The following is a 13,080-nucleotide window of genomic DNA, read 5'->3' as shown; positions in this document are numbered from 1 at the left end:
CACAGCCAGCGTCACGCAAGGCAGCAGGCAAGCGTATGGAAAGTGTAAAAGTCCCTGCTTTTTATCCATTTGCCAGCGGGCGGGGCTTCATATGACCAGCCACAGCAGGCACAATGCTGGAGAAACCCGATTCCAAGGAGAGCAGGATGCAAAAGCAATTGGTGGTCACCGTGATCGGTGCAGACAAACCAGGTATCGTCGAGAGTCTGGCTGCCGTCATCAGTCGCGAGCAGGGCAACTGGCTGGGCAGTGCCATGAGCGAGCTGGCAGGCCAGTTTGCCGGCATCCTCCATGTGGCCGTGCCCGAGGAGCACTACCGCAGCCTGTGCGAAGCGCTGGCCCTTTTGCCCGGCCTCACCATCAGTTTTGCCGAAGGGACCCCCACCGCCGAGCCGGCCCATCAGGTGATGATGACGGTCACCGGCAATGATCGCCCCGGCATCGTCCACGAAGTAGCAAGCATCCTGCGGCAACTTGATATCAATGTGGCCGATCTCACCACCGGCTGTGAACCTGCCCCCCACTCCGGCGCATCGCTCTTCTACGCCCATGCGCTGGTTGCCCTGCCAGACGGGCTGGAGATGGAGAGCCTTGTCTCTGCGCTGGAGTCTCTCTCCGATGATCTGGTGGTCGATATTGACGAGGCGATGCCCGAGTAATATTGCTGTCACTTTTCTGTCATATATTCACGTCATACCTGCCGCGCAGAGGCGAACTGATTAGAGACCAGAGGCATAACATGAGCACCGACAAGCTGTATGAAGAGAAAGAGCTGAGCTGGCTCTCATTCAATGAACGGGTGTTGCAAGAAGCGATGGACAAGACGGTCCCCCTCATCGAGCGGGTCCGCTTTTTGGGGATCTTCTCCTCCAACCAGGATGAGTTTTTTAAAGTTCGGGTGTCGGACGTCAAGCGCCGCATCCTAATCAATGAAGTACATGGCGGCGACGATGAAGCCAAGGTGCTGCTGCGCGCCATCCAGCAGAAGGTGATGGCACTTGGCGAGGCATTCGACAACACCTACAAGGAGCTGCTGATCGCCCTGGCTCGCCACAACATCTTTCTGGTCAACGAAAACCAGCTCTCCGACGCCATCCAGAAGTGGCTGCGGGTGTTCTTTCGGGAGAAGGTGCTGCGCCACATCATCCCGATCCTGCTCAACAAGGAGGTCAACCCGGTCAAGTTCCTGAAAGACGAGCACACCTATCTGGCCATCGAGATGAAAAAGAATGGCCAGGTGATCCAGTATGCGCTGGTGGAAGTGCCGACCGATGACCTGCCCCGCTTCTTCCAGCTGCCGCCGGAAGGGACCCGCCGCAAGAAGCAGATCATCATTCTGGACAATGTCATCCGCTTCTGTCTCGACGAGATCTTCAAAGGGTTCTTCGACTACGACGAGATTGCCGCCTATGCGGTGAAGCTGACCCGGGATGCCGAATATGACCTCTCCGACCAGCTGGACTTGAGCCTGGTCGACAAGATGAGTGACGGCTTGAAACAGCGTCTCACCGCCATGCCGGTGCGTTTCGTCTACGAGCGGGAGATGCCGGCGGCGATGATAAGCTTCCTCAAGCTCAAGCTGCAGATCAGCTCCTACGACGCCATCATGCCGGGTGGGCGCTATCACAACTTCAAGGATTTCATCGGCTTCCCCAACGTGGGCCGCGACTATCTGGAAAACCCCAAGCTGCCTGCCATCGATTGCCGAGACTTTGACGGCTTCGTCAATGCCTTCGATGCCATCACCAAGCAGGACATCCTGCTCTACTACCCGTACCACAAGTTCCACCACTTCACCGAGCTGGTGCGTCAGGCGGCGTTCGACCCAGCGGTCAGCGCCATTCGCATCAATATCTATCGGGTCGCCAAGAAGTCGCGGATCATCCACTCCCTCATCGATGCCGCCAACAACGGCAAGAAGGTGACCGTGGTGGTGGAACTGCGCGCCCGCTTCGATGAAGCGGCCAACATCGACTGGGCCAACATCCTGACCGATGCCGGGGTCAAGGTGGTGTTCGGTGTGCCGAGCCTCAAGATCCACTCCAAGCTCTGCCTCATCACCCGCCACGAAAACGGCGAGGCGGTGCGCTACGCCCATATCGGGACCGGCAACTTCAACGAGAAGACCGCCAAAATCTATACCGACTTCTCGCTGCTGACTCGCCACCCGGACATCACCGCCGAGGTGGAGAGCGTGTTCGAGTACATCGAGTACCCCTACCGGCGCTACAAGTTCAACCACCTGCTGGTCTCCCCCATCAACAGCCGCCGTCAGCTCTATCGTCTCATCGACAACGAGCTCTCGAACGCCAAGGCGGGGCAACCCAGCGGCATCACCCTCAAGATTAACAACCTGGTGGACCGGGATCTCATCAACCGGCTCTATGCCGCCGGTCAGGCCGGGGTGCCGATCCAGATGATCATCCGCGGCATGTGCGCCCTGCGCCCGGGCGTGCCGGGTCTCAGTGACAACATCAAGGTGATCAGCATCATCGACCGCTTCCTCGAGCACCCGCGGGTGATGGTGTTCCACAACAAGGGCAACCCCCAGCTCTATATCTCCAGCGCCGACTGGATGAGCCGCAATATTGACGGCCGGATCGAGGTGGGCACTCCCATCTATGACGAGCGGCTCAAGCAGCGCATCATGGATATTCTCGAGCTACAACTGAGTGATACCTGCAAGGCGCGGGTGATCGATGCCGACCAGCAGAACGAATATGTGAAGCGGGGCAACCGCCGCAAAATCCGCTCTCAGGTCGCGATTTACGACTATCTCAAACGTATCGAGTCAAACAATGGACAATAGCCTCTACGCCGCCGTCGATCTCGGCTCCAACAGTTTTCATATGGTGATCGCCCATCTGAGCGAAGGGCGTTTTCGCATCGTCGATCGCATCAAGGAGCGGGTACGGCTGGCGGAAGGGATGGATGCGCAAAAGCGCATGAGCCCGGAGGCGATGGAACGCGGCCTCGCCTGTCTGTCGTTGTTTGCCGAGCGGCTCACCAACATCAAACCGGATCAGATCCGCATCGCCGGCACCTACACATTGCGCCGTGCCAGCAACGCGCGCGAGTTCGTCAGCGAAGCGGCCAAGGTGCTCAACCACCCCATCGAGATCATCAGCGGGCAGGAAGAAGCACGGCTCATCTATCAGGGGGTCGCCCATACCCAGCATATCGAAGGTCAGGTACTGGTCATCGATATCGGCGGCGGCAGCACCGAGCTCATCATTGGTGAAGGGTTTGAACACAAGGCCCTCACCAGCCGCAAGATGGGCTGCGTCAGCTTTACCCAGAGCTTCTTTGCCAGCGGCAAGCTGAGTGACAAGCACTTCACCAATGCAGTGCTGGAGGCGCAGCACCAGCTCGCCCCCATCGTCAACCAGTACCGCAAGCTGGGCTGGCAGAGCTGTCTTGGCAGCTCAGGTTCGATCCGCACCGTGCGCGACGTGCTACAGGGTGAGGGGCTGACCGATGGCAGTATTACGCTGGAGGGGCTGGAGCGCCTCAAGGGCCTGATGATCGAACACAAGCGGGTCGATAACCTCAAACTGGTTGGGCTCACCGAGGAGCGTCAGGAGGTGTTTGCCGCCGCGGTTGCCATCCTGCTCGGCCTGTTTACCTCGCTGCCCATCGAGCGGCTCGACTACTCTGACGGTGCCCTGCGTGAAGGATTGCTGTATGAGTTCGAGGAGCGCTTGCAGCACCACGATATCCGCGAACGGACGGCGCAAGCGCTCGGCACCCACTACCGGATGGACAAAAAGCAGGCAGCCCGGGTGGAGCAGAGTGTGCTGACCCTGTTTGATGCCTTGCAAGGGCCTTGGCAGATGGAGATAGAACCCTATCGCGCCATCCTCGGCTGGGCGGCACGACTGCACGAAATTGGCCTTGCCATCAACTACAGCGGCATCCACCGCCACTCCGCCTATATCCTGCAACACACCGACCTGCCCGGCTTCAACCAGGACGATCAGGCATTGCTGGCCGCGCTGGTACGCTTTCAGCGCAAGGGGCTAAAACTCTCCGAGCTGCCGCCCCTGCCCAACCACGACCTGCAGACGGTGCTGCGTTGCATCCGTATTTTGCGCCTAGCGGTAGCCGCGCACCACAAGCGCCAGGACAACCTGCTGCCAGAGTGGAAAGTCGCGGTACAAGGGGATCAGCTGGTAGTAACCCTGCCGATCGACTGGTGCGAGGAGAACCGTCTCCTGATGCAGAATCTGGAGAAGGAGCACCGTTATTGCCAGGAGCAGGGCTGGCCTCTGTTGTTCCAGCTCGGCTGAACCGCAAAGAGAGATGTAAAAAAGGCAGCCTGTGGGCTGCCTTTTGCATTCTCAGGTTGTGGTTTACTGCAGCTCGGGCAGCAGCAGCTTGGCAATCTCGAAGTAGATGATAAGACCGGTACCATCCACCAGCGTCGCAATAAAGGGAGCCGATACGACCGCCGGGTCGATACGGAATCGGCGCAGCACCATGGGGATCACCGACGCCACGGTGGCACTCCAGAGCACGATGGCGATGATGGTCAGCGTAACTACCATGCCAATCTGGGGCCCCACCCCAAGGCTCCAGGCCCGCACCCAGGCCGCCAGCGCAATGGCCGCCGAGATGAGCAGACCGGTAGAGAGCTCCTTCTTCAGCACGGTACCGAGGTTGCGCAGACTCACCTCCCCGACCGCCATGGCGCGTACTATGGTAGTGGTGATCTGGGTACCGCTGTTACCACCGGTACCGATCAGCAGAGGGATAAAGAATGCCAGGGCAATGGCAGCTTCCAACTGCTCCTCGAAAGCCCGCAGCACGGTGCCGGTATAGGCTTCGGCCACAAACAGAATGAGCAACCAGCCCACCCGCTTGCGCCACAACTGCCAGGGAGTTGCCTGCAGATAGGGGGTATCCAGCGGCGATGAACCACCCTGCATCTCGGCATCCTCGGTGGATTCGAGCTCCAGGATATCGGCTGCATCATCAACGTGGAAAATACCGACCAGCCGCCCCTGATCCTCGACCGGCAACACCGACAGGTCGCGGTCAATCAGCAGGCGCGCAGCCAGCTCCTGATCCGCACGGGCGTTGATCCGCACCGTTTCACGATCCATCAGAGTCGCGACGCTGGCCAGCGGGTCAGCGATCAGTAACGTCTTGAGCGAGATGCTCCCCTGCAGACGCCCATCCGCGTTGACCACATAGATGTGGCGAAACAGCTGGGCATTATCCCAAGCATCGTGGATCAGCTGCTTGGCCTTGCCCACGGTATCCTGTTCGCTCACGGCCAGGTATTCATGACGCATGTTGGCCCCGACCGACTCGGTAGGCCAGTCGAGCAGCGAGTAGTACATGGCCTGAGCCTGGGTCGGAAAACGCGCCAACAGCATGGTGCGATCCTGACGGCCGAGCTTGCGCAGGATCGCCACCATCTCGCGACGGGGAATGGCCTCTTGCAAGACTGTAACTATGCTGCCATGCATGCGCTGCAACAGGCGACCCGCACTCTCTGCCGAGAGAGAAGCGATAAGTTCAGCCCCCTGCGGCACAGGCAAGGTATCAAAGATGCAGTTGAGCTCTTCCGGACGCAGGGTCAGCAGTTGATCGGCGCGCTGAACCGGATCCAGATTGTGTTCCAACCAGCCCTGCAGGCTGGCGAGATCGAGCAGTTGATGACGGTTGAGAATGGTGTGTGTTTTCTTCATCACAAATAATCCCATGTGATTTCAGGCAAGCCTGAGCGCGAGCGGAGATCCGTTCGCCATCTGAAAGAAAACAGCAATTTGATTGACGAGTAATAGGCAGGAAATGACGCCGTTCGGCGTGTCATCATCCCCACGTACCAGCTTTAGCACTGCATAACGTATCCGGCATGCCGGAAGCCACTTGGGTTTACACCTTAATCCGATGAAAACTGTCCTGATCTTGGGCGTCTCTGGACGTCGTGAGATCAGTGGCCTGTGTTTATACAGGAGCCTCGCCTAACGAGATGCTGCAATTAAACTTGCACAACGCTCTGTTGTGCGGGCGGCATAATTGTCCAATCACACAACAAGGTCAACCCCGGTTTAGCCAGAAACCGCCATAGGTAACAGCTTGTTACAATTACTGACCCAATCATGCTCAAGGATGGGATTGCCCAATATGCAAAAAGGCCCTGATAGGGCCTTTTGTAGATTCAGCGGATGTAATCAAACAGGGTCAACCTGCTTATCTTGCTGAAGGAAAGTTGTGACGCACTCAGCGCTGCGTCCTCTTTCGCCAGCGTGGATATTACCTCGTAGAGATCGGCCTCGGAAACCTTGGCCCTCGCCTCGGTGTTCAGGTTACTCAGCCCTTCGTTGGAGCTCATCACCTGTTCAAGGCTGTTCATCCGGCCGCCCAGTTCACCTAGTCCATGATCGATGTTCTGCCGAGCATTCTTCATATGAACGGTTACATCAGCCACCTTGCTCTGAAACGTATCGGCAGATACGCTCGGATCACGCAGCGTATTGATAAAGTCAGACATGCCATTGAGGATGTTGTCATTCTTTGGCGGATTGAGCGAAAACTGCTGTGCCGTCCCACCTGCTGGTAAATCGAGCGTCAACTCGAGACCGTTGAACGGAATCTTGGTACCGGGCGTGTAATTTCCCGTCTGCAACGTAGCACCACCGGAATCCTTGATCTGATAGGTATCGGGAGGCCCTATCGTGGTGGAAACGGTGTAGTCATTGCTGGCCAGCGCCGAGTTGTAGTTTGCTTGGAAAAAGTTATCAAAGTTGCCCTGATCCGCGATACCCACCTTGATATTGGCAGTCCCTGCACTGGCTGTGCGCCTGGTTGCCACAATCTCGAAGAGATCCTGCCCCGAGTCGTTGGCGGCAATTTTGACGGTCGGCGAGACCTGGATCTCGCGCTGCCCGGTATCCCCCTGATAGATGAACTTGCCGTTGGTATCTCTCACATAGGGCTGGGTCTTGCTCTGGTTGCCGCCGAAGATATATTCCCCCTGAGAGTTCTTGCTGTTCATCAGATCAAACATCTGCTGTTGCAAGCCCTCCAGTTCGCTGGCGATCGACTTGCGATCTTCCATGCTGATGGAACCGTTATTTGACTTCTGGATCAGGGTCTGAGCACTCAGCATGGCGGTATTCAGAGAGGTCAATACCGTCTCTTCATGACCAAGGCTGTTTTCCAGAAGACTACCATTGACCCCATATTGCTTGAAGAGGTCGATCTCCTTGGTAAGCGCCATTTTTTGGCTCATGCCAGCCGGGTCTTCACCGGCCGTCTGGAACTTATTGCCGGTCTGCAGCTGCTGATAAGCGGTATTGAGCCGCTCATTTGCACTGTTGAGGGAATAGATATTCCGGTCGTAGATCATGTTGGTCGTAATGCGCATGACGTTACCTCACGGAAGCAAGCAGTGTGTCGAAAATGGTTTTGGCGGTACTGACAATCTGGGCCGATGCCGCGTAGGATTGCTGGAACCGAATCAGATTGGCCGCTTCCTCTTCCAGATTGACCCCGGAGACGCTTTCATAGATTCCGGTACTCTGGATCAGCTTGGACTCATTGGCCTTGAGCAAAGTCTTCGCCTGGCTGGTATTGTTGCCTACCGACATGACCAGCCCAGAGTAGGCTTCATTGAAAGTCATCTTGTCATTGGCTGTACCGCCACTACTGCCTTTGCGCACCAAATCCTTGTTTTGCAGCTCCGCCAGTGCGAGACCGTTGCTGTTATCGGCAAAGCCATTACTGTTGTAACTGAGTGTGAAACTGTCACCCGCGTTGACAGTACCGGTAATGCTGAACTCGTAGCCAGGAGTCTGTTTGGGATTGGCATAGACAGCCCCAACTGCGGGAGGCGGCAGTTGCAAAGCCGCCATCAGATTTTGGCCCTTGCTGGCTGCCGGAGCCACACCGAGCAGCGTTCCCCCCTTGTCATAGACTTCGTAGTCACCAGCTCCGTTTATTTTGACAACCTGAGGAGCCGCAGCGTTGAGCGTGTTGGTACCAAAACCGGAACCGGCTCCGGTATTGAACACCCCACCCAACTTGATATCTGCACTACCACCGTTATTTGTGGTCTTTTGCGCTTTGAGCGGAGAAGCCAAAGCCAAATCTTCCGGTCTGGTTATATTTTGTGTTATGCCAGCGGCGGCACTCTTGGCTGGTTGCAACAGCAGCTTGTCGCCGGCAACTGGCGCCCCGGTCAAATCGACAGAAATGCCGTGACCCGGGATCTGGAAAGTGGCAGGTGGCGTAGTTCCTGTCGCAACCGAGGTCGCATTGCCATCCTTGTCCAGTGAAAAGACCTCATAACCTGTGGCGCTGCTAAAGCGGATCTCGTAGTCAAAGGGGGTCACTTCTGTTCCCTTACCGGGTACAAAACTGACCGTAGCACCGGCAGTACCGCCATTGGAGTTGTAAGGCAACCCCTTGCTGGTTGGCAGGTTGAAAATATCGCTACCCAGCTCGTTATCCAGATCCATCCCCAGCCGGTTTTGCTGGTTCATGGCATCGGCCATGGCAATAGAAAGTTGCCCCAACTCGCGCTTGGTCGGCTCCAGATCAGTTCGAGCCTTGAACAGCCCACCCACAGTCCCCCCGAAGGTATCGTGATCGATAAGCGCCTGATTATCACCCAGGGTCAATTGCAACTCCTGATTGCGCGAATCAGGATCCCCTGCCACAACTTTGAACTGAGCCACGCCACCATCAAGGATCAATGAATGACCTGTGCTCATATTGACCAGCATACTGCCGTTGGCCTGAGGTATGGTGCGAATATCCATCTTTTCGGAGAGCTGGCGAATCGCCTCATCGCGCTGATCAAACAGCATCAGGTTCTCTTCGGGTGAGCCCTGGGTCCGTATAATCGCCTTGTTCAGGTCATTGATGCTGGTGAGCAGGCTGTTGACCTGCTTGGTCTCGTCCTCAATACGGGTGCTGATGGTGTCACTCTGCTTGTCGAGCTGGGCCGAGAGAGTATGAAACCGGTTGACCATACCGCTCAATTCGGTCATGACAACCTTGCGGCCACCAATGTCGGCCGGTGACTCATTGGCAGAGTGGAAAGCATTGAAATACGAGGTCATGGCAGCCCCTACGCTGTTGCTGGTATCACCCAGCAACCTGTCCACGGAGGAAAGCTGATCATAATGAGTCAAGGATGCATGGTAGGCAGAGGTATCACGGCGCACCTCCCCCTGCATATAGCTGTTGAGGATCCGCTCGGTCTTGATGTCGCCAGTACCCAGCCCAACAGAATTGGTATACACCAGCGTACGCTCACGCACATAGCCCTGGCTATTGACGTTCACTATGTTGTTACTGGTGCTCTGCAGCAGGCGCTGCTGTGCCAGCACACCTGATGAACCAATTCCAAGCAGATCGCTTGCCATATGTTACAGCTCCATCTCGTTGTATTGCGCAATGGCATCGCTGCGCAATACCTGTTTCAGTTTGTTGGCGTAGTGAGGATCCGTGGCATAACCGGCTTTTTGCAGCGCTTCAAAGTAGTGATCCGGGCTGTCTACCTTGGCCAAGGCCCCCTTGTAACGGGAGCCAGAGGTGAGAAAATCCACGTAATCGTTGAAGCTCTCTTCAAAAGAGTCGTAGGAGCGGAAGGCCGCTTTTTGGCGCGATGCAACCCCTTCCTCATACTCGAGCGTACTCACCACTGCCTTGGGCCCCTCCCAACGGGGATCAGCCTTAATACCAAACAGGTTGTGAGTTACGTTCCCCTCGCCATCCTTGATCACCCGCTTGCCCCAGCCACTTTCCAGCGCGGCCTGAGCCACCAGTACCGCCGGACTTAGCCCTAGCTTGTCGGCCGCTTTCTTGGCAAGTGGCATCAAGCGCTGCACAAACTCTTCCGGACTATCAAACTCTTTGCCATCGGCACTGCTACCAGCTTGGGCGGCAATGCCCATCGGCGGCACGGTACGGTGAGGGCGTACCGGCATGGTGAACACGGGTTTATCCTCTGCCATCCCCTTTTCAGCAAAATCCTTGCCAACTTTAGAGGCTTCAATCAAATCATTGGCAGCCCCGGTGGGCGGTTCGTAGGGTTTGTAGGCACGCTCCGTGCGCTGCGGCATCTTGAGCACCCGTCCATCCTTGTGGGTAAAGGTGGCTGGCGAAAGCTGCCTGGCCACCATATCAGCAAGACCTAACCCACCTTTATTGGTCATATCGGAAACACGCTGCTCATCCAGCATCCCTTCATAAAACTGGGTATAGCTGCTGTTGAACGGGCTATCCTGGGTCAACACCTGATTGGCCTGCCGCATCCCCTGAAAAATCATCTGGGTGAAAATTGACTCGAACTGGCGCGATGCACTCCGGAGCGCTTCCGCCTGCCCCTCTTTGCTGTTGCTCATCTGACGGAGACGATCCAGGTTTTTGACGTCCTGTACGACCCCGAGATTGATACCGCTGTTAGTGTCAAAGTCCGCCATTTTGCTTACCTCTTTGCCGCCCGTGGCAACCCCTTGCCGCTTGTTACAATATGATCAGCTGTCCTTCGATAGCGCCTGCCTGCTGCAGCGCCTCGAGGATGGCCATCAGGTCACCGGGAGCAACCCCGACCTGGTTGACGGCCCGAACCAACTCATCCAGCGTGGCGCCGGTGTCAAACTTGAACATCCGCCCCTGCTCCTGCTTGACGTTGATGGTCGAACTGTTGGTGGTAGTGGTCTGCCCGCCAGAGAGCGGATTGGGCTGAGAGACCTGCTGGTTTTCAGCAATGGTGACGGTCAACCCACCGTGGCTGATGGCCGCTGGCTTCAACCTGACCTCACTGCCGATGACGATAGTGCCGGTTCGGGAGTTGACGATGATCTTGGCCGCTTCATTGGCCGGGTCCACTTCCAGATTCTCGATGGTCGCGAGATAGGAGACCCGCTGACCCGGATCACGCGGTGCATAGACCTTGACCGAAGTGGCATCGAGTGCCTGCGCGGTATTGGGGCCGACCAGATCGTTCACCACATCAGCCAGTCGGCGCGCCGTAGTGAAATCCGGTCGGTTCAGGTTAAAAGTGATGGTATCGCCCTGACTGAACGCATTGGGTACTTCGCGCTCGACGGTTGCCCCGTTGGCAATGCGTCCGACGGTCGGGGTATTGATCACCACCTTGGAGCCATCCGCCCCTTCAGCGCCCAGACCGCCGACCACCAGACTGCCCTGGGCAACCGCATAGACCCGACCATCAAGCCCCTTGAGGAAGCTCTGCAGCAGAGTACCGCCACGCAGGCTTTTCGCCTCGCCAATCGCGGAAACCGTGACATCAATGGTTTGGCCCGGCTTGGAGAAGGGCGGCAAGTCGGCATGAATGGCCACCGGTGCCACATCCTTGATCTTGGGCTTGATGTTGTCCGGTACCTTGATGCCAAAGTTGTTGAGCATGGTACGGAAAGTCTGCTCGGTGAAGGCGTTGTTCTTCTCGCCAGTACCGGGTAGACCGACCACCAGACCGTAACCAATCAACTGGTTGGTACGAACCCCTTCAACCGAGCTGATGTCCTTGATCCGGGCGGCATGAGCCATGCCCAGCGGCAACAGACAGCAGAGGAGTGTGGCAAGACGGAGTGACTTCATAACATCTCCTAGAGCGGCCACCAGGGACCATTGAAAAAGCTGGTCAGCCATCCCTGTTCCTGGGTATTGGCCAGATCACCGGTTCCACCGTAGTAGATACGGGCATTGGCAACTTTCTGGGATGACACGCTGTTATCAGAGGTCACATCCTCTGGCCGGATAAGACCGGTAATGCGGATGTATTCGTTGCCATTGTTAAGCATGATCCACTTCTCGCCACGCACCAGCAGATTGCCGTTGGGCAATACCTTGGCCACGCTGACCGAGATATTCCCCTGCAGGCTATTGCTCTGATCCGCCTTGGCTTGTCCCTTGAACGCGCCAGTCTGGCCGATGCTCGCCGAGAGGTCATAGGGCCCCGCCGTCACCGGCACGCCGCCCAGGCTGACTGCATCCAGATTGAATTTGTTGTCCTTGCCACTCTGGGTATTGGCTTTTTTGGATGCCGAGGTCGATTCAGCCAGCTGAATGGTGATAATGTCACCCACCTTGTGCGCCTTGATATCCGAATAGATGCCGTTGACCTGCTCCGGCTGAAAGATCGCCCCTGTCGGTCTGACCGAGACCGGCTCCGACTCCCCGTAAACGGGAGAAAATTCGGGATCATCGGGTTTGGGAGTATTGGGGGTCGAGGTACAACCACCCAGTACCAACAAACCCAGCATCCATACGGCTTTCATCATGCACCTCCTACTTAGGTACGCTGGATAAGGAAGGACATCATGCCGTCCACCGCCGAGATAACCTTGGAGTTCATCTCGTAGACCCGCTGAGCCTGGATCAGGTTCACCAGCTCCTCGGTCACGTTGACGTTGGAGGTCTCCAGCATCCCCTGTTTCACCACGCCCATACCGTCGGCACCCGCAGTCCCCTGAATGGCCGCACCACTGGACTGGGTTTCCACAAACATGTTCTCCCCCATCGGCTGCAGACCGCTAGCGTTGACGAAATCGGAAAGAGTGATCTGACCAACCACCTGAGAAGCTCCATCCCCTTTAAGTTGGACAGAAACCTGACCATCTTCACCGACCGTCACGCTCTGGGCATTTTCCGGGATCTGAATCTCCGGTTGCAGGGTGTAACCGTTGCCAGGGGTAACGATAGTCCCTTCACTATTGAGGGTGAATTGACCATTGCGAGTGTAGGCAGAGCTGCCATCCGGCAACTGCACTTCAAAGTAACCGCGACCACTGATCATAAGATCCAGAGAGTTATCTGTGGTTTGCACGTTACCTTGGCTGTGATCTTTCTGAGTCGCCACCACTTTGGCACCGGCCCCCAGCATCAAGCCTGAGGGGCGTTCGGTATCAGCCGAGGAACGGCCACCGGGCTGGTTGATGTTCTGATAAAGCAGATCTTCAAAGATGGCCCGCGACTTTTTAAAGCCCACGGTGCTGGCGTTCGCCAGGTTGTTCGAGGTAACCGAAATATTGGTCTGCTGAGCATCCAACCCGGTCTTGCTGATCCAGAGTGCAGGATTCATAGGTAACTCCTTGA

The 13,080-nt window shown here is 56.7% G+C and carries 10 protein-coding genes and 1 riboswitch; of the genes, 3 read left to right on the top strand and 7 right to left on the bottom strand.

The genetic code is table 11. From position 1 onward, the window contains the following. The first annotated feature begins 146 nt into the window (after nt 1-146). The 3 genes from NOM67_RS00265 (at nt 147) to ppx (ending at nt 4,289) form a co-directional block, all read left to right on the top strand. Entirely contained in the window at nt 147-659 is a 513-nt protein-coding gene (locus tag NOM67_RS00265; protein ID WP_033114369.1) for a glycine cleavage system protein R, read from the top strand. 80 nt (nt 660-739) lie between these two features. Next, nucleotides 740-2,809, top strand: coding sequence for a polyphosphate kinase 1 (ppk1, locus tag NOM67_RS00260; protein ID WP_041209862.1), 2,070 nt, complete (start codon nt 740-742; stop codon nt 2,807-2,809). Then, entirely contained in the window at nt 2,799-4,289 is a 1,491-nt protein-coding gene (gene ppx / locus NOM67_RS00255) for an exopolyphosphatase (protein ID WP_156852102.1), read from the top strand. Before ppk1 ends, ppx begins: the two co-directional genes overlap by 11 nt. Before the next feature lie 63 nt (nt 4,290-4,352). Here the strand turns inward: ppx and mgtE are convergent, their stop codons facing one another. The 7 genes from mgtE to flgG all read right to left on the bottom strand — a co-directional run bounded on the left by mgtE (nt 4,353) and on the right by flgG (nt 13,066). Beyond that, nucleotides 4,353-5,696, bottom strand: coding sequence for a magnesium transporter (mgtE, locus tag NOM67_RS00250; RefSeq protein WP_042033338.1), 1,344 nt, complete (start codon nt 5,694-5,696; stop codon nt 4,353-4,355). A gap of 121 nt (nt 5,697-5,817) precedes the next feature. Continuing rightward, nucleotides 5,818-5,987: riboswitch (M-box (ykoK) riboswitch) on the bottom strand. 182 nt (nt 5,988-6,169) lie between these two features. Then, nucleotides 6,170-7,378 (bottom strand): flagellar hook-associated protein FlgL, encoded by a 1,209-nt coding sequence (gene flgL, locus NOM67_RS00245; RefSeq protein ID WP_201959702.1) that lies wholly within the window; start codon nt 7,376-7,378, stop codon nt 6,170-6,172. A 4-nt stretch (nt 7,379-7,382) separates the two neighbouring features. Then, nucleotides 7,383-9,383, bottom strand: coding sequence for a flagellar basal body rod C-terminal domain-containing protein (locus NOM67_RS00240; protein WP_255933058.1), 2,001 nt, complete (start codon nt 9,381-9,383; stop codon nt 7,383-7,385). Between the two features lie 3 nt (nt 9,384-9,386). Continuing rightward, complete coding sequence (flgJ, locus tag NOM67_RS00235; RefSeq protein WP_156852105.1) at nt 9,387-10,442, bottom strand: flagellar assembly peptidoglycan hydrolase FlgJ; 1,056 nt, start codon at nt 10,440-10,442, stop codon at nt 9,387-9,389. A gap of 43 nt (nt 10,443-10,485) precedes the next feature. Continuing rightward, nucleotides 10,486-11,583 carry a flagellar basal body P-ring protein FlgI gene (locus NOM67_RS00230; protein ID WP_041209856.1) on the bottom strand — a complete coding sequence of 366 codons (1,098 nt, stop codon included), beginning with the start codon at nt 11,581-11,583 and terminating at the stop codon, nt 10,486-10,488. Nucleotides 11,584-11,591: 8 nt separating this feature from the next. Then, nucleotides 11,592-12,263 carry a flagellar basal body L-ring protein FlgH gene (gene flgH / locus NOM67_RS00225; RefSeq protein WP_041209855.1) on the bottom strand — a complete coding sequence of 224 codons (672 nt, stop codon included), beginning with the start codon at nt 12,261-12,263 and terminating at the stop codon, nt 11,592-11,594. 14 nt (nt 12,264-12,277) lie between these two features. Then, nucleotides 12,278-13,066 carry a flagellar basal-body rod protein FlgG gene (gene flgG, locus NOM67_RS00220; protein ID WP_043850558.1) on the bottom strand — a complete coding sequence of 263 codons (789 nt, stop codon included), beginning with the start codon at nt 13,064-13,066 and terminating at the stop codon, nt 12,278-12,280. Nucleotides 13,067-13,080: the final 14 nt, after the last annotated feature.

The organism is Aeromonas sp. SG16, from assembly GCF_024436135.1.
Lineage (GTDB): Bacteria > Pseudomonadota > Gammaproteobacteria > Enterobacterales > Aeromonadaceae > Aeromonas > Aeromonas jandaei.
This window is presented reverse-complemented; position numbering and strand designations above follow the sequence as displayed.